Source organism: Rhodococcus pyridinivorans (assembly GCF_900105195.1).
GTDB classification, from domain to species: domain Bacteria; phylum Actinomycetota; class Actinomycetes; order Mycobacteriales; family Mycobacteriaceae; genus Rhodococcus; species Rhodococcus pyridinivorans.
The window spans coordinates 769,498-785,275 of record NZ_FNRX01000002.1 but is presented as its reverse complement, the minus strand read 5'-3'; the positions used below and the strand labels follow the sequence as shown (position 1 = coordinate 785,275).

Genomic DNA, 15,778 nt, shown 5'->3' with positions numbered 1-15,778 from the left:
ACCTGTTTCCTCTATTCCCCGATCGCGGGAAGAATGCGGGTGCGGACCTCACCGAAGCCGATGCGGGTCCCGTTCGGGCCGGGCGCGGTGGCAGAGATGGCGATCTCGTCGCCGTCCTCGATGAAAGTGCGGGTCTCGTCGCCGACCTGCACGGGTTCTGCTCCGCCCCAGGTGAGTTCGATGAAGGCACCGCGCTGGTCCTTCTCCGGGCCCGAAATGGTGCCGGAGCCGAACAGATCACCGGTGCGAGTCGCGGCACCGTTGACCGAGGTGTGGGCGAGCATCTGCGCCGGCGACCAGTACATCTGCGCGTACGGCGGGCGCGACACGACGTGCCCGTTCCACTCGACCTCGAGATCGATGTCCAGGCCCCACTTCTCGGTGCCCTTCAGGTACGGCAGCGGTTCCGGGTCCTGCACCGGGGTGTCGATGCGGGCCGCCTCGAGCGCGGCGAGCGGAACGACCCACGGCGAGATCGACGTCGCGAAGGACTTGCCGAGGTTCGGGCCCAGCGGCACGTACTCCCACGCCTGGATGTCGCGGGCCGACCAGTCGTTGAGGATGACCGCGCCGAAGCAGTGGTCGGCGAACTCGTCGGGGGTGATCCGCGAACCCATCGGGGAGCCGACACCGACAATGAAGCCCATCTCGGCCTCGATGTCGAGGCGGATCGACGGACCGAAGACCGGCCCAGGATCGTTGGGGCCCTTGCGCTGCCCACACGGCCGCACGATGTCGACGCCCGAGGTCACGACGGTGCTCGACCGGCCGTGGTAGCCGACGGGCAGGTGCTTCCAGTTCGGCATCAGCGGGTCGGGGTTCTGCGGGCGGAACAACCGGCCGAGGTTCGACGCGTGGTTCTCCGACGCATAGAAGTCGACGTAGTCGGCCACCTCGATCGGCAGGTGCATCGTCACGTCGGTGACGGCGAAGACGGCCTCGTCGGCGACGTCACCGGCGACGAGTTCCTTGATCGCAGCGCGGACTTCGTCCCACCGGGCGCGGCCCCGGGCCATGAACGCGTTGAGCGACGGCTCGGCGAAGACGATGTCGTCCTCGAAGACACGGCTCAGGTCGAGGACCGAATCTCCGACGCGGACACCGACGCGGGGTTCGCTGTCGGCCGTGGAGAAGATGCCGTACGGCAGGTTGTCGAGGCCGAAGAGCGAGCCCTCCGGAATGGCGATGGTGGTCATGCGTTCGTTCCTTCGGTGATCGGGGAAACGGTCGAGGGTGCCAGACCGAGGCCGAGCAGATCGTCGAGCGGTTCGGCGATGCTGCAGGTGCCGTACGACAGGAAACGGCGCCGGACCTCTGCGGCCCGGTCGTCGGAGAGGGCGCCGAGGCGGGCGGAGAGCACTGCCCCGTCGCGTTCGGCGAGCACGGAGGCGACCTCGTCGGTGTCGGCTCCGGACAGCACCGCGTCCACTGCGGCCAGCAGGTTCACGAACCCGTGCTGCTCGAAGCCCGTCTTCGGGTCGGTGTTGCGCACCGCGTGGTGCAGACCGGCGGTCGCCTTGAACGGCACACCCGTAGTGACGACCGTGCCGACAGCTGCGGCGAGTTCGGCTTCGTCGGGATACGCCTCCGCGACGATGCCGCCGGTGCGGAACTTGGCCGCGTAGGGCGTGCCGACCATACGGGCGAGGATCTCGGCGCGGCGCTCGTCGCGCGGAACCTCCACGAAGACATCGACATCCGGGCGGCCCACGGAGATCTCGGCGAGTGCCGCGAACAGTTCGTCGACGGATTGCTCTGCGGGGACCGCGATCTCGAGCGCCACCACGGACACCGAGTCCATCGCGTCGACCTGCTCGAGTGCGGGTCGGACGGCGGCGGTGCCGGTCGGTGCGGTCAGGCTCAGGCCCAGCTCGCCGGGATACGGGTGCTGCGTGAGGTGATCTGCGAGTTCACCGAGGCGACCGGCCGGGAAGACGAACGCTCCGACGAGGGGTGCGTGCGCGGACGAGCGGTGTCCGGCGTGGGCGGGGACGGCGACGGGCAGCGGGGCGTTGCCCGGAGGGAACAGCGCCGCGTCGTCGCACAGTCCCGTCAGGAGAGGTCCGAAAGTCATTTCGTCGCTCCTGCATTGCGGTTCCAGCTGCCGGCGTAGGCGGCGTCCTCGCACGCGAGCGCACCCTCACCGAGTTCGAGGGGGCGGAAGGTATCGACCATGACGGCGAGTTCGTCGAAGAACTCCACACCGATGCTGCGCTCGTAGGCGCCCGGCTGCGGGCCGTGCGCGTGACCACCGGGGTGCACCGAGATCGAACCCTGGCCGATACCCGATCCCTTGCGGGCCTCGTAGTCGCCGCCGCAGTAAAACATGACCTCGTCGGAGTCGACATTCGAGTGGTAGTACGGCACCGGCACGGCCAGCGGGTGGTAGTCCACCTTGCGGGGCACGAAGTTGCAGATGACGAAGTTGTTGCCCTCGAACGCCTGGTGCGCCGGCGGCGGCTGGTGGACACGGCCGGTGATCGGCTCGTAGTCGTGGATCGAGAAGGTGTAGGGGTACAGGCAGCCGTCCCAGCCGACCACGTCGAAGGGGTGGTGCGGCATCAGGTAGCGGGTGCCGACGACGCCGTGCGAGGTGCGGTGCTTGACGAGCACCTCGACGTTCTCCTCCTCGACCTGCATCAGTTCGGTCGGGCCGTGCAGGTCGCGCTCGCAGAACGGCGCGTGCTCGAGGAACTGCCCGAACTTCGACAGGTAACGCTTCGGCGGGACGATGTGACTGTTGGCCTCGATGGTGTAGGCGCGCAGCGGTGCGTCGCCCTGGGGCACCCAGCGGTGGGTGGTGGCCATCGGCAGCAGCACGTAGTCGCCGGCCTTCGCCTCGAGCGGGCCGAAGACCGTCTCGACGGTGGCCTCACCGGACTCGACGTAGACCATCTCGTCGCCGACGACGTTGCGGTACAGCGGCGAAGGCTTGGACGACACGACGTACGAGATGCGCACGTCGGCGTTGCCCAGGACCAGACGACGACCGGTCACGACATCCGTCTCGGCCCAGATCGTCTCGGGGAACAGATCGTGCAGCTTCAGGTGCCGCGGCTTGAGCGGGTGATTCGGCGTGGTGGTCTGATCGGGCAGCTTCCACTCGGTGGCGTCGACGATCGCCGAGGGGATGTACCGGTGGTAGAGCAGCGCCGAGTCGGACGAGAAGCCCTCCTCGCCCATGAGCTCTTCGTAGTACAGGTCGCCGTTCTCGTCACGGTGCTGGGTGTGACGCTTCGGCGGGATGACGCCGAGCTGTCGGTAGAACGCCATGATCTGACTCCTCGCGGATCTCGGGCGTGCGAGGGAAGGTCGCTCGCCTGGAAGTAGTAAATACGTTAACTAAACGGAGGGCGTGAGCGCAACCACAGAGAGGTCACGAGGCTGCGTCAGTTGCGTCCGCGCACGTCGAACTGGCTGCGGTTGGTGATCAGCTTGTTCAGGAGCATCACGAGAATCTGCTGCTCGGTGGGGGTGAGCACCTCCACCCAGGCCTCCTCGCGCTCGTTCTGGGCGCGGAAGCTGTCGCGGATCTCCTTCTCCCCCGCCTCGGTGAGCGACAACTGCACCGAACGCGCGTCGTGGCTGACCGGTGTCTTCTCCAAGATTCCCGCTTCGACCAGCGGTTTCGCGAGGTTCGACACCGCGGCGCGGCTCATCCCGGTGAGTCGCGCGGCGACGTTCGGCTCGATCGGGCCGGCAAGCCAGATGACGAACATGAGCCGATAGGCCGACCACGACCGGCCGCGCGGACGGTGAACGGCGGCCTCGAGGTCGTAGGTGACGATGTCCGAGGCCCGGTTGAGCGTGAGCAGAACTTCGGTCGCGCTGCGGTGATGTTGGCCGAACTTGCTGTTCAGACGCTCCTGCGCGAGTTCGACGAAGGACCAGTAGTCGAGGTCGCGGGGTCCGGACATGCGGTCACAGTACCGCAGATCCGGGATAATTCATCCATTTACTATCCGGTGGATAGACCGGAATTCGGCAGGACTGCGGAAAACCACACCCCGAACGCCGCGAAGTCGGCGGAAAACCGCAGCGACCTGCACGTTCGCCGCTCATAGCGTTCCGGACATGAACCTCGCACACACCCTCACGCAGTCCCCCACGGACGAACTCCACGGCCTCGCGGGTCTGTCGCTACAGCTGATGGAGATGCTCGGAGCACCCGGTGCCGGTGTCGCGGTCGCCGCGGAGAACCTCTTCCCGCCGATCCCGAGCGAGGTGATCCTTCCCCTCGCCGGCTTCGCGGCCTCCCGCGGGGAGATCTCCCTCGTCTCGGCCGTCGCGTGGACCACCCTCGGCTCCCTCGTCGGCGCACTGCTGCTCTACCTCGCCGGACGCGCCTTCGGCCGTCAGCGGATGTATGCCGTTGTCGAGCGACTCCCCCTGGTGAACACCTCCGATCTGCGGCGCGGCGAAGAGTGGTTCGCCCGGCACGGCGAGAAGTCGGTGCTCCTCGGCCGGATGGTGCCGCTCGTGCGGAGCGTGATCTCGGTTCCCGCCGGGGTGGAGGCCATGCCCGTCGGTCGGTTCGTCGTCCTGACCGCCCTCGGTAGCGCCCTGTGGAACTCGATCTTCGTACTCGCCGGATACCTCCTCGGTGAGAACTGGGGAGTCGTCGAACCGTATGCCGATGTGCTGCAGAAACTCGTGATCGTCGCGGTGGTCGCAGCAGTGGCGGTGTTCGTCGTCCGCCGTGTCCGATCGATTCGCGCCCGTTAGGGTCGGTCCGTGATCGATCACCTTCGGCGCTCACTCGGGACCTCGGTCCGCGCCGTCGTCGGGCTTCTGCTCGGGATCGTCACCGCGGTGACGGGTGTGGCGGCATCGGCTCGCCGTACCACCGACGGACCGGGTCGCGCGGCCGAACGCGACCGTATTCGTCTCGTGCGATGGTTCGACGCCGAGGCGGTCCGGGATCTTCCGGATCGCGAGCCGACCGGATATTTCCTCGTCCGCCTGGCCTACGGTCCGCTCGTCGGCCTCGTCGTCCTGCTCGTCCTGATCTCCGCGACCGGCTACGGGGGCTGGGCGTTCGTCCTGCTGGCAGGCGGTCGCATCTCCGTCGCCGACGGTCTCGTCTCGCTCCTCGTCGCCGCCGTGATGATCTATCTCTCCGTCCGGATGGCGATGATCGTGGGCCAGTGGGACGTCCGCACAGCCCTGCGGTTGCTCGGCGACGATGCCACGCAGCATCGCCTCCGCGACCTGCAGCGCACCCGCGCCGACCTCGTCACCGCCATCGACGACGAACGCCGGCGGATCGAACGCGCCCTGCACGACGACGTCCAGCAGCGGGCCGTCGCGCTCGCACTCGACGTCGGTCGCGCGCGTCGCACCGCCGAACGCGGCGGCGGGAACCTCGTCGCCGACCTCGACAACGCCGTCGCCCAGGCGCAGGCGTTGCTCACCGAACTGCGCGACGTGGCGTGGCGGATATACCCGGCCGCGCTCGACAAGCACGGAATCGCCGCGGCGCTGGAAGGGTTGTCCGCGCACACCTTCCTCCCCGTCGACCTGGATCTGTCGATCGACCCGGAACCACCACACGATGTCGCGGCAGCCGCGTACTACGTTGCCGCGGAAGGGGTCACGAACTCGACGAAGCACTCCGGCGCCGACAACGTGTCGGTGACCGTCGCGGCGGACGGTCACGTCGTCACGGTCACGGTCGTCGACGACGGATGTGGCGGGGCCGAGATGACGGGCTCCGGGCTGACAGGTCTCGCGCGCCGTGTCGCCGCGCTGGACGGGCAGTTCTCCGTACACAGCCCCCGCGGAGGGCCGACCGTCGTGGAAGCGAGGATCCCGTGCGCATCGTGATAGCCGAGGATTCGACCCTTCTTCGCGAGGGCCTGTCCCGGTTGCTCGCGGACGAAGGCCACGAGGTGGTTGCCGGTGTGGGCAACGCCGTCGAGCTGCGTCACGTCGTCGAGCGCGAGGTGCCCGACCTCGTGTTGCTCGACGTGCGTATGCCACCGACCTACTCGACGGAGGGCATCGACGCGGCGCGGTGCATCAAGGAGGAGCACCCGCAGGTCGCTGTGCTCGTGCTGTCGCAGTACGTCGAGCACCGGAACGCGACCGGCCTGCTCACGAACGGCTGGGGTGGCGTGGGCTATCTGCTCAAGGATCGCGTGTCGGACGTGGGGGCGTTCCTCACCGACCTGGAACGTGTGGCCGCGGGCGGGACGGCCTTCGATCCCGAGGTGGTGCGGCAACTGTTCGCGAGCACCCGCCGCACCGACCCTGTCGCCACCCTCACCGAACGCGAACGCGAGGTGCTCGAGGCCCTCGCCCAGGGGCTGACGAACACCGGCATCGCCGATCGTCTGACCATGTCGGTCAGCGCCGTCGAGAAGCACGTCAATTCGATCTTCGTGAAGCTCGACCTGCCGCGCGAGGCCGACCGTAGTCGGCGGGTACGGGCGGTTCTCCTCTATCTCGAGAGCACAGGCACCCCGAGCTCACGGGACGACCGCTGACGCCCCGTACGGATCAGAAGAGCGGATACACGAAGTGCCCGACGCCTCCGCCGGGTGCGCTCGACCCCGTCACATTCGGAAGGTTCGCGGGCAGACGCTGAAGCTTATGTGGACGGCCTTCGAGGTCGGCCTGCCAGCAATCGGTCGTCACGCCGTGGAAGCCCTGACACACGATGCGGGTGTTCGTGCCGAAGGGCGAGGTCAGCCGCGGCTCGTTCACCAGCGGATTCCAGTAGGCAAGCTCGTCCGGCGTGAGCCAGTTGGCGGGGTCCACGTCGTACACGTAGATCGGACTGTTCGGTTGCTGGACCGGCCACTCGTCCTGCGCCGCCGCGATGCCGGCGCCGCCGAGGACGATCCCTCCTGCCACTGCGGCGACCGCTCCCGCTCGCAGTACCCGCCGAAATCCGTTCGCCATCGTTCCCTCCGCCCATTCTGTCGGATCCGTCCGTCGACCACATCGAAACACGGACCGCGGGGTCCGATACGACAAACCGAGATTGTCGATCTCCGACGCTTTCCGGCAATTCGGGCGGGGAGGACGCCTTCGAGTGACAGATCACGCAACCCGACCTCGCGTGCATTCGAGCACTCGAGCCCTCCAAGAGCACACATCTGTGTGCACAATTGATAGGTGAGTTCAACCCAGTCGACCACCGATCCGCACCACGGCACCCTTCGCAGCCCGCGCTTCTGGCTCGCGCCCTTCGCTGTCGTCGCAGCGATGATGAGTGCCCTGGCCTACTTCTATCTCGGCGCACTCCTCGATCCGAGCGAGAACCTGAGACAGTTCCCGATGGCCATCGTCAATCAGGACGTCGGCGATGTGCTGCCCGGATCGGACGAGCGACAGAACTTCGGCGACCAGATCACCGAGGGCATCCTCGACGGCATCGATCCCGAGGAGATCGACCTCCGACGGATGGGAATCTCGGCCGCCAACCAGGGCCTCGACGACGGCAGCCTGTACGGCGCGATCGTCATCCCGAGCGACTTCACCAAACGCATCTCGATCCTCGCGCAGGCCTCGGTCGTTCCCGGTGACATCGAGAAGCCGATCATCACCCTCTACACGAATCCCCGGACGGGCGCGTTCGCGACGGGCATCGTCACGACGATCGGCGACCGCGCGCTGACCCAGGTGAACGACACGGTCGGGCAGCAGCTGACCGAGACCGTCACCGCGACGCTCGCAGAGTCGGCACCCGACCTGCAATTGTCCGGAGCTTCCAGCCTCGTCCTGACCCAGCCGATCGATGCACTCACCGTCGAGCACAAGCCGCTGCCCGACGGGACGGGCGCCGGCCTGTCCGCCTTCTTCTACACCCTGCTGCTGATCCTGGCCGGCTTCACCGGCGCCACGATCATCAACGCGGTCGTCGACAGCGCCCTCGGTTTCGTGCCCACCGAATACGGCCCCCTCTACATCGCGCGGGAGACCACCCGGATGTCGCGCCTGCAGGTGCTGGCACTCAAGTGGGGCATCACGGTGGTCATGTCGTTGATCGTCTCGGCGTTGTATGTGTGGATCGCCACCGCACTCGGCATGCCGGCGCCGCGCGCGCTGCTGCTGTGGGAGTACGGGGCGCTCGCGATCTCGGCCGTGGGCATCACGTCCCTCGCGGTGATGTCGATTTTCGGCGCGGCGGGCCTGCTGGTGAACCTGATCGTGTTCATCGTGCTCGGCCTGCCGTCGTCCGGTGGCACCATTCCGATCGAGGCCACCCCGCGGATGTTCGAATGGTTGTCGACCTTCGAGCCGATGCACCAGATCTATCTCGCGGTGCGGTCCATCCTCTACTTCGACGGACGACCCGACGCCGGGCTCGGCCACGGCGTGACGATGACGATCGTCGGCGTCGTGTTCGGTCTCGTCGTCGGCGCCCTGGTGACGTGGATCTACGACCGTGTCGGTTTCCACCGGGCCGCGGACGCACCCGTGCGTCTGCCCTGGCGGCCGTCGCGACAGCAGGTTCGGGATTCTGCGGTCGCGACCGACACGGTTCGTTCGAACGACAGCGTGGACGCCGGTGAGGACGATCGTGACGATACGGGCGAATCCTCCGGCAGCTCCGAGCATGCAGGCGAAAGCGACGGGCCCACGAACGAAATGGGGGACCCCGCCGCGCGTCGGGGGTAGCGGCGGAGTCCCTCCACTACCACGGTAGTGGCGGTTCTCGCGGGGATCGCTCTCGATACGGGTGAATTCGAGGGTGAATCGGGGGGTCACCGCGCGTCGGGGTCTGTCGCCGTGATGGAGCACACTGTATGGGTGCGCACGGTCGTCGTTCCTCATCCTGCGGACGGCCGGGGCCGTCGCGGTGCAAGCATCGTCGAGGTCGACGCATTCGGTGCGCCGCTCAGCTCGGTGCGGGAGTACCCCGGATTCGCGGATGCAGTCGCTGCGATCGAAGCCGAATCGCGACCGCGTTGGGTGTGGACCTCGACGGCATCGGTCTATCCCGAGCTGCTCCGCGCCGATGTTCGGGTGCAGCGATGCCACGATCTCGCCACCACCGGCGCCATCCTTGCCGTACGCGAGGGCCTACCCCCGCCCACTGCGGAGGAGCCGGTCGACGAGCGGCCCGGCCTCTTCGATGCGGCTCCCGCGATCGACGTCGAGGCGGTGGTCGAGCAGTTCGCCGAGCAACGTCGCCGCATCTCCGGCGACGCCCGCCTCGAGTTGCTCACCGCCGCCGAATCGGCCGGCGCTCTCGCAGCGGCCGAGATGGGTTTCGACGGGTTGCCGTTCTCGGCGCAAGCGCATCGTCGCCTCCTCGAGGACACCCTCGGGCCGCGCCCGACCGGCTACGACCTGCCGAGCCGTATCGCCGAAGTGGTCGAGGAGGTCAGCGCGGTCTTCGGCCGCCCCGTGAATCCCGCCTCCCACAGCGAGGTGCTCGAGGCGTTCCGTCGCGAGGGCATCACCGTCGAGTCGACCCGCAAGCATGTGCTGCAGCGGATCGACCATCCCGCGGTGCCTCTGTTGCTGCGGCACCGCGAGCTGTCGAAGTTGTACAGCACGAACGGCTGGCACTGGCTCGACACCTGGGTCCGCGACGACCGGTTCCGTCCGGTCTATGTTCCCGGCGCGGTCGTATCGGGCCGGTGGGCGAGTCGCGGCGGTGGCGCTCTGCAGATCCCCAAGGCGCTGCGGTCGAGCGTGATCGCCGACCCGGGGCGGTCGTTCGTCGTCGCCGACGCGGGCCAGCTCGAACCGCGCATCCTGGCGGCGATGTCGGGCGATCGGCGCATGGTCGCGGCTGCCGGTTCGGACGATCTGTACGCCCCGGTCGCCGCGGCGTCCTTCGGCGGCGACCGCGCGAAGGCGAAGGTCGCGGTGCTCGGTGTTCTGTACGGCGCCACGTCGGGCGACGCGCGTGCCCTGCTGACGGTGCTGCGTCGCAGCTTCCCGACCGCCGTCGACTTCGTCGAACGTGCCGCCCGTGCGGGTGAACGTGGCGAGGTGGTGCATTCGTGGCTGGGCCGTGCGTGCCCACCCGCTCCGGAAGGCTTCCACTCCCACGGTGATGCGCATGCGCGGGGCCGGTTCACGCGGAACTTCGTCGTGCAGGCCACCGCGGCCGAGTGGGCGCTGTGCGTGCTTGCGGAACTGCGACGGCGGCTGACCACCGATCCCGACCCGACGGCCGGCGATCTCGTGTTCTTCCAGCACGACGAGGTGGTGGTGCACACCGGCAACCCGGAACTCGCGTCGTCGCACATCACGGCGTCGGTCGAGGTGGCGACGCGCCTGATGTTCGGCGACACGCAGGTTCGTTTCCCGATGGACACCGCCGTGCGCAGCGTCTACGCCGAGGATGCGGGCGGCGAGTAGGTGGCGTGTGTCCACAGATGCATGACGGCGTAGGCCCGCCACGGCCGCCATTGTTCGGCGCGCTCGGCGGCTTCGCGCGCACTCTCCACCTGCAGGGCTCGTCGGAGAACGAGGTCGCCGGACGGATACGCGTCGCGGTCGCCGAGTCGTAGAGCGAGATAGTCGACGGTCCACGGTCCGATCCCGGGAAGCGCGAGAAGGTCTGCCGCGAACGACAGATGCTCCGGCGCCACCCCGTCGGCTGCGACCCGGGCCAGTTCGGCGACGGTGCGGGCGCGCGACTGCGTCGTGCCGATGACGGCACGCAGCTCGCTCTGCTCGACCGTCGCGAGTCGGTGCGGCGTAGGGAAGCATCGCAACCCACCGGGTGCACCGTCGCCGAAGGCTGCGACGAGTCGTCCTGCGAATGTGCATGCCGCAGCGACACTCACCTGCTGCCCGAGCACTGTCGACACGGCGGTGGCGAACCAGTCGGTGGTGCCGAGCACGCGCAGACCGGGGTGGGTCTGCACAAGAGGCCCGAGCACGGGATCGGGCTCGAATGCCGCATCCACGACGGACGGGTCGACGCCGAGATCGAGCCACTTCCGGACCCTCTCTTCGATCTCCTCGACATCCGCGCGACCTGCGGTCTCGACATGAACCTCGAGATGTCGCACATCCCCGTGTCTCCCGTCGTCGGGTGTCGCAGGGTCGGCGAAGCGGACGGCGACGTGCGCGGCGCCGCCGTTCGTGCGGATCGCGCGGTGATGGGTGCCGGTAGCGCTGTTGTGGTGTTCGTAGCCGGGGACGGTGTGGCTTCGCAGCGACGCGAGCATCGGCCCCACCGCAACGGGTTCGGCCACCGGGATCCGGAGGGTGGTGATCATGCCACCGACTCGAGTTGCAGCAGCGCCCTCTTCGCCTCGACTCCCCCGACGTACTGCCCCATGCTGCCGTCGCTGCGCACCACCCGATGGCACGGCACCACCACGGGCAGCGGGTTCTTCGCGCACGCCGTACCGACCGCCCGCACCGCGCGCGGGCTCCCGGCCGCGGCGGCGATCTCGGCATAGCTCGCCGTGCGCCCGTATTCGATCTCGGGCAGACGCGTGATCACTTCACGACGGAATCCGTCGGCGAGACGCAGATCGAGCGGAACGTCGAAATGTGTCCTCGTACCGGCGAAGTACTCGTCGAGTTGCCGGACCACCGGGTCGAGTCGCCGCGGCGCGTCGAGCACGCGCGGGCTGATCCGGCGGGAGAGTTCGTCGAGCACGGCGTCGGATCCGTCGGCGACGTAGGCGACCCGCACGAGTCCGACGGGGGTGGTGGCCAGCAGGAGCGGACCGACGGGGGTGTCGACGACGCGGAACGCGACATCGAGCAACCCGGCCGCCTCGGCGTCGAGTACGAGCTTCTCCCGCAACCACGCGAGATCGGCCGATCCGACCGAGGGTTGTGGAAAGTTCATGAGCGACATCCTGTTCCGTGTTCGATCCGACGACGCAACGCAGCCCGACCGTCGGCCGCCGCGCGACGTGCCGCGGCCGGGCTGTTGCCGAGGATCGTGCCTATCTCCGCATAGGGCAGGCCTCCGACGTAGTGGTAGACCAGCGCCGCACGCTGCGTGAAGGGAAGTTCGGCGACCGCGCTCCACAGTTCGTCGTCGCCCTCACCGGGGTTTCCCGTGGCCGACGCGGGTTCGGGGAGGTTCTCGGTGGGCACCGGCGTCCGCCCGCGCACCCGGTGGATGTCGACGGCCTTGCGGTGCGCGATGGTCACGAGCCACGCTTCGATCTTGCTGCCCGGTGGCAGGTCGGGATAGGCGCGCAACGCCGCGAGGAAGGTCTCGGACCAGGCGTCGTCGGCGTCGACCGGTCCGAGCAGTGCGCGGCAGACCCGGAGGACCGTCGCGCCGTGGCGGGTGACCACCTGCTCGAAAGGAGGCAGGCTCGCCCGCGGTAGGTGATCAGGCAGGGACATGGGTATCGCCGGCGACATCGGGCTCGGCGGAACTCAGCACCCGTGCCTCCTGGTCGAGCAGGAAGCGTTTGCGCTCGCGACCACCGGCGTAACCGGTGAGCTTGCCGCTGCTACCGATGACGCGATGGCACGGCACGATGATGCAGAGCGGGTTGCGGGCATTGGCCGCAGCGACCGCCCGTACCGCAGTGGGCCGGCCGAGGGCGAGTGCAATCTCCGAGTAGGTGCGCGTGGTGCCGTACTCGATCGTCATCAGCGCCCCCCACACCTCGCGTTGGAACGGGGTGCCGACGGGAGCGATGGGGACGGTGAACCGGGTACGGCGACCCGCGAAGTACTCATCGAACTGGGTGATCGCCTCGTCGAACCCCCCGGTGACCTGCTCGCCGAAACCGGCGCGGTCGGGCGCGGGGTGATGCTCGGCCATGTACACGCCGCTCAGGACGCCGTCGGTGTTCACCAACGTCAACTCGCCGATCGGTGTGTCGATCACGGTGTGGGTGCGCAATGCGGTCACGGCCTCGATCCTTCCATCCGGTGTGTGCTCTGTACCGGGTAGACGAACGGGACGCCGAAAATGTGAGGTCCGCGATCACGACGATCGGACGTACTGCACTATGACGACATGATCTCGCTGCCTGTGCCCGCGCTCGGAGTCTCGGTCGCCGGTTCCATCGTCGACGTCACCCGGACCGTGCTCGGACGCACCCGCGAGACCGCCGAGTTCGCACTGTCGCTCCCGACGCGGGTGGAAGGCCTGCTCAGCGAGGCCGAATCGCTCATCGACTCGGTCGAATCGCTGATCCGCCGCATCGACAGCGTGGTCACCGACGCCACCGACATCGTCGAGGGAGCGTCGGTGGCCGTCGCGCAGGCCACGCAGGTGATCGCCTCGACCATCGGTGTGGTGGAGGAAGCCGCCGATGCGGTCACGCGCGCCACGGAGATCATCGACTCGACGGGCGGGGTCGTGCGCGATGCGACGGTGGTCGCGGCCGACGCGCGGATCGTCGTCGAGTCCGCCGGCCGCAGCTCCGACGCCGCCGGGGAACTGCTCGAGACCTACAAACCCCTCGCCGAACGTGCCGCTCCCCTCGCCACCCAGTTCGTCGAGGAGTTCTCACCAAAAGAACTGCGCGCCGCGATCAAGCTCATCGACCGGCTCCCCGAGATCACCGAGCGGGTCGACGCGGTCCTGCCCATCATGGCGACACTCGACACCGTCTCCCCCGAGATCCACGAACTGCTCCTCGTCGCCAAGGACGTCCGCCAGGCCATCGTGGGCGTGCCCGGGTTCAACTTCCTGCGCCGACGCGGCGTGGAGAAGGAAACCAACGGTGATGATTGACCGCACCGCGGTCGGTGATGATTGACCGCCCCCGGACGGCTCTACTGATGGGCCGTGGAGAGGAACTGGTGCGTCGCCACGTCGACGATCTCGTCGGGCGAGATGGCGATCTCGTCGTTCAACCACGCGGTGACCAGTTCGGCCAGACCCCCGACGAACAGCAGTCCGTTGATCTCGCCCCGTTCGGGCGGCCACGCCCGGTCGCCGTACATGCGGGTCGCTTCGTCGGCGACCATCTGGGCGAAACTCCGTAGCGACGCTCGTCTGTGGGTGCGCAGGGGTTCGAAGCCGGCGGACTCGATGAGTGAGACCCGGCCCTTGCGCGGGTCGTCGGTGAGGATCGCGACGAACGACGCGATGGCGTTCCGCACGAGGTCTTCGAGTGTGCCCGTGCCGGTGCGGAGCGCGGCGAGTACGGCCTCGCGCACCTCGTCGGCGATCTTGTCGAGGACCTGCTGCAGCAGATCGTCCCTGCTGGTGAAACTCTCGTAGAAATACCGCTCCGTCAGCTTGGCGTGTGCGCAGATGGCGGTCATGGTGGCGCCGCTCTTCCCCGAGGCCGCGAACAGTTCCAGTCCTGCTTCGAGCAGGGCTTCGCGCCGCAGCGCGACACGCTGTTCGCCGCTCAGACCGGCGTAGCGGCGGGATGCGGGGGAAGTCATGGGACCGATCTTGACAGACCCGATCGATGTGACGCAGACTACACCCCAATCTGACAGGGGTTCCTGTCAGATGTCCGCAGAACTGGAGGTTCATCGTGACCCGAATCCTGGCGGTTCCCCCCGCCCACTCCCATCTGCGCCCGGTCCCGGGGCGATCGGGAATACCCGGCATCGGGCACGTCCTCGAATACATCCGCGATCCCCTCGCGATGATGCAGAAGCACTGGGACCGATACGGCGAGGTCTCCTGCTTCTCGGCGGCCGGCCGACGCTGGATCTCGGTTCTCGGACCCGACGCATGCCAAGAGGTGCTGCAGAACAAGGACCGGGCGTTCGTCAACGGCGACGGCTGGTCGGCACTGATCGGGCCGTTCTTCCACGGTGGCCTCATGCTCCTCGACTCGGAGGAACATCTCCGGCACCGCCGCATCATGCAGCAGGCGTTCACCCGGTCACGCCTCGAGAAGACCGTCGACGCCATGAATCCGTCGATCGCCGAGAAACTCGACAAGTGGGTTCCCACCGACGGATTCCGCGCCTACACGGCACTGAAGACACTCACGCTCGATCTTGCCACCGACATCTTCATGGGCGGCGCCGAGGACTCCACGCCGGCCGAGATCGAAGTGGTGAAGAAGGCATTCATCGACTGTGTGCAGGCTGCGACCTCGATCGTGCGGTATCCCGTCCCCGGCACCAGATGGAAACGCGGACTCGACGGACGCCGAGTGCTCGAGGACTTCTTCCGGCACTATCTCCCGGCGCGACGGTCGCGGGAGACGGACGACCTCTTCTCGGTGCTGTGTCACATCGAATCCGAAGCGGGACAACGGTTCAGCGACGACGAGATCGTCGATCACATGATCTTCCTGCTGATGGCCGCGCACGACACGTCGACCATCACGATCTCCACGATGATGCAGTATCTCGGGCAACACCCGCAGTGGCAGGACCGGTGCCGGGCCGAGTCGCTCGCGCTGGGCACCGCCGCACCGAGTCACGCCGATCTCGACGCGCTCGGCAGCCTCGATCTGGTGATGAAGGAATGCCTCCGGCTGGTCTCCCCGGTCCCGGTCCTAGCGCGACGGGCCGTGCGCGACACCGAGGTCCGGGGATATTTCGTGCCGGCCGGCACGTATGCCTCTGTCGCGCCGCACTTCACGCACCACATGCCGGAGTACTGGCCGGAGCCCGAACGTTTCGATCCCGAACGCTTCGCGGACCATCGACGCGAGGACAAGGTGCACCGCTACGCCTGGGAGCCGTTCGGTGGGGGCGTGCACAAATGCCTCGGCATGCACTTCGCCGGGGTCGAGGTCAAAGCGATCGTCCACCAACTGCTGCTGCGCTTCGACTGGCACGTCGACCCCGGCTACGTCGCCCCGCTCGACTTCACGTCGCTGCCGTTCCCGTCCGACGGCCAGCCGGTCGACCTGAAACAGCGGTCGACCGACCCCGAACGTCAGGCCGTGTAGAG

Annotated in this window: 17 protein-coding genes; 7 read left to right on the top strand and 10 right to left on the bottom strand. The window is 67.9% G+C overall.

All coding sequences use genetic code 11. The features are described 5' to 3' along the window. Nucleotides 1-11: 11 nt before the first annotated feature. From fahA to BLV31_RS04445, 4 genes are all read right to left on the bottom strand, one after another. Nucleotides 12-1,196 (bottom strand): fumarylacetoacetase, encoded by a 1,185-nt coding sequence (fahA, locus tag BLV31_RS04460; RefSeq protein ID WP_039583711.1) that lies wholly within the window; start codon nucleotides 1,194-1,196, stop codon nucleotides 12-14. Continuing rightward, on the bottom strand, nucleotides 1,193-2,074 hold the full coding sequence (locus BLV31_RS04455) for a hypothetical protein (RefSeq protein ID WP_039583712.1): 882 nt from the start codon (nucleotides 2,072-2,074) through the stop codon (nucleotides 1,193-1,195). The genes fahA and BLV31_RS04455 overlap by 4 nt, the downstream gene beginning before the upstream one ends. Further along, nucleotides 2,071-3,273 carry a homogentisate 1,2-dioxygenase gene (locus tag BLV31_RS04450; RefSeq protein ID WP_039583714.1) on the bottom strand — a complete coding sequence of 401 codons (1,203 nt, stop codon included), beginning with the start codon at nucleotides 3,271-3,273 and terminating at the stop codon, nucleotides 2,071-2,073. Before BLV31_RS04450 ends, BLV31_RS04455 begins: the two co-directional genes overlap by 4 nt. A gap of 116 nt (nucleotides 3,274-3,389) precedes the next feature. Beyond that, nucleotides 3,390-3,917 carry a MarR family winged helix-turn-helix transcriptional regulator gene (locus BLV31_RS04445; RefSeq protein WP_039583716.1) on the bottom strand — a complete coding sequence of 176 codons (528 nt, stop codon included), beginning with the start codon at nucleotides 3,915-3,917 and terminating at the stop codon, nucleotides 3,390-3,392. A 157-nt stretch (nucleotides 3,918-4,074) separates the two neighbouring features. On the opposite strand from BLV31_RS04445, the gene BLV31_RS04440 reads away from it, so the two are divergent. The 3 genes from BLV31_RS04440 to BLV31_RS04430 are packed head-to-tail and all read left to right on the top strand — an operon-like array spanning nucleotide 4,075 to nucleotide 6,488. Further along, nucleotides 4,075-4,725 carry a DedA family protein gene (locus tag BLV31_RS04440; RefSeq protein WP_006554664.1) on the top strand — a complete coding sequence of 217 codons (651 nt, stop codon included), beginning with the start codon at nucleotides 4,075-4,077 and terminating at the stop codon, nucleotides 4,723-4,725. 9 nt (nucleotides 4,726-4,734) lie between these two features. Next, nucleotides 4,735-5,826, top strand: coding sequence for a sensor histidine kinase (locus tag BLV31_RS04435; RefSeq protein WP_064060406.1), 1,092 nt, complete (start codon nucleotides 4,735-4,737; stop codon nucleotides 5,824-5,826). After that, nucleotides 5,814-6,488, top strand: coding sequence for a response regulator transcription factor (locus tag BLV31_RS04430; protein WP_006554662.1), 675 nt, complete (start codon nucleotides 5,814-5,816; stop codon nucleotides 6,486-6,488). Before BLV31_RS04435 ends, BLV31_RS04430 begins: the two co-directional genes overlap by 13 nt. Nucleotides 6,489-6,501: 13 nt before the next feature. On the opposite strand, the gene BLV31_RS04425 is transcribed toward BLV31_RS04430, so the two are convergent. Next, nucleotides 6,502-6,906, bottom strand: a complete 405-nt coding sequence (locus tag BLV31_RS04425; RefSeq protein WP_033097552.1) for a hypothetical protein — start codon at nucleotides 6,904-6,906, stop codon at nucleotides 6,502-6,504. A 216-nt stretch (nucleotides 6,907-7,122) separates the two neighbouring features. Here BLV31_RS04425 and BLV31_RS04420 point away from each other — a divergent pair, with 216 nt between their 5' ends. Further along, nucleotides 7,123-8,628 carry a YhgE/Pip domain-containing protein gene (locus BLV31_RS04420; protein ID WP_006554660.1) on the top strand — a complete coding sequence of 502 codons (1,506 nt, stop codon included), beginning with the start codon at nucleotides 7,123-7,125 and terminating at the stop codon, nucleotides 8,626-8,628. Nucleotides 8,629-8,760: 132 nt separating this feature from the next. After that, nucleotides 8,761-10,326 (top strand): bifunctional 3'-5' exonuclease/DNA polymerase, encoded by a 1,566-nt coding sequence (locus BLV31_RS04415; protein WP_170318580.1) that lies wholly within the window; start codon nucleotides 8,761-8,763, stop codon nucleotides 10,324-10,326. On the opposite strand, the gene BLV31_RS04410 is transcribed toward BLV31_RS04415, so the two are convergent. From BLV31_RS04410 to BLV31_RS04395, 4 genes are read right to left on the bottom strand one after another with little or no spacing between them, the layout of a single operon-like run. Continuing rightward, nucleotides 10,299-11,195 carry a DNA-3-methyladenine glycosylase family protein gene (locus BLV31_RS04410; RefSeq protein WP_039583723.1) on the bottom strand — a complete coding sequence of 299 codons (897 nt, stop codon included), beginning with the start codon at nucleotides 11,193-11,195 and terminating at the stop codon, nucleotides 10,299-10,301. The genes BLV31_RS04415 and BLV31_RS04410 overlap by 28 nt on opposite strands. Continuing rightward, nucleotides 11,192-11,788, bottom strand: coding sequence for a methylated-DNA--[protein]-cysteine S-methyltransferase (locus BLV31_RS04405; RefSeq protein WP_006554657.1), 597 nt, complete (start codon nucleotides 11,786-11,788; stop codon nucleotides 11,192-11,194). The genes BLV31_RS04410 and BLV31_RS04405 overlap by 4 nt, the downstream gene beginning before the upstream one ends. Beyond that, entirely contained in the window at nucleotides 11,776-12,291 is a 516-nt protein-coding gene (locus tag BLV31_RS04400) for an RNA polymerase sigma factor (protein ID WP_064060405.1), read from the bottom strand. Before BLV31_RS04400 ends, BLV31_RS04405 begins: the two co-directional genes overlap by 13 nt. After that, the gene (locus BLV31_RS04395) at nucleotides 12,278-12,808 is read right to left on the bottom strand and encodes a methylated-DNA--[protein]-cysteine S-methyltransferase (RefSeq protein ID WP_064060404.1); all 531 of its coding nucleotides are present in this window, start codon (nucleotides 12,806-12,808) and stop codon (nucleotides 12,278-12,280) included. The genes BLV31_RS04400 and BLV31_RS04395 overlap by 14 nt, the downstream gene beginning before the upstream one ends. 108 nt (nucleotides 12,809-12,916) lie before the next feature. Between BLV31_RS04395 and BLV31_RS04390 the strand changes: the two genes are divergently transcribed. Beyond that, a complete protein-coding gene (locus tag BLV31_RS04390; protein WP_019288272.1) occupies nucleotides 12,917-13,639 on the top strand; it encodes a hypothetical protein in 723 nt (240 codons plus the stop codon). A gap of 41 nt (nucleotides 13,640-13,680) precedes the next feature. Here BLV31_RS04390 and BLV31_RS04385 read toward each other — a convergent pair whose 3' ends face one another. Continuing rightward, the gene (locus BLV31_RS04385; protein ID WP_064060403.1) at nucleotides 13,681-14,301 is read right to left on the bottom strand and encodes a TetR/AcrR family transcriptional regulator; all 621 of its coding nucleotides are present in this window, start codon (nucleotides 14,299-14,301) and stop codon (nucleotides 13,681-13,683) included. Between the two features lie 95 nt (nucleotides 14,302-14,396). On the opposite strand from BLV31_RS04385, the gene BLV31_RS04380 reads away from it, so the two are divergent. Next, nucleotides 14,397-15,776 (top strand): cytochrome P450, encoded by a 1,380-nt coding sequence (locus BLV31_RS04380; RefSeq protein WP_064060402.1) that lies wholly within the window; start codon nucleotides 14,397-14,399, stop codon nucleotides 15,774-15,776. Nucleotides 15,777-15,778: the final 2 nt, after the last annotated feature.

Coding starts and splice junctions, on each gene's coding strand:
- BLV31_RS04400 (WP_064060405.1), bottom strand. CDS start 12,291: ATGTCCCTGCCTGATCACCTACCGCGGGCGAGCCTGCCTCCTTTCGAG.
- BLV31_RS04405 (WP_006554657.1), bottom strand. CDS start 11,788: ATGTCGCTCATGAACTTTCCACAACCCTCGGTCGGATCGGCCGATCTC.
- BLV31_RS04385 (WP_064060403.1), bottom strand. CDS start 14,301: ATGACTTCCCCCGCATCCCGCCGCTACGCCGGTCTGAGCGGCGAACAG.
- BLV31_RS04445 (WP_039583716.1), bottom strand. CDS start 3,917: ATGTCCGGACCCCGCGACCTCGACTACTGGTCCTTCGTCGAACTCGCG.
- BLV31_RS04425 (WP_033097552.1), bottom strand. CDS start 6,906: ATGGCGAACGGATTTCGGCGGGTACTGCGAGCGGGAGCGGTCGCCGCA.
- BLV31_RS04390 (WP_019288272.1), top strand. CDS start 12,917: ATGATCTCGCTGCCTGTGCCCGCGCTCGGAGTCTCGGTCGCCGGTTCC.
- BLV31_RS04410 (WP_039583723.1), bottom strand. CDS start 11,195: ATGATCACCACCCTCCGGATCCCGGTGGCCGAACCCGTTGCGGTGGGG.
- BLV31_RS04440 (WP_006554664.1), top strand. CDS start 4,075: ATGAACCTCGCACACACCCTCACGCAGTCCCCCACGGACGAACTCCAC.
- BLV31_RS04455 (WP_039583712.1), bottom strand. CDS start 2,074: ATGACTTTCGGACCTCTCCTGACGGGACTGTGCGACGACGCGGCGCTG.
- BLV31_RS04450 (WP_039583714.1), bottom strand. CDS start 3,273: ATGGCGTTCTACCGACAGCTCGGCGTCATCCCGCCGAAGCGTCACACC.
- fahA (WP_039583711.1), bottom strand. CDS start 1,196: ATGACCACCATCGCCATTCCGGAGGGCTCGCTCTTCGGCCTCGACAAC.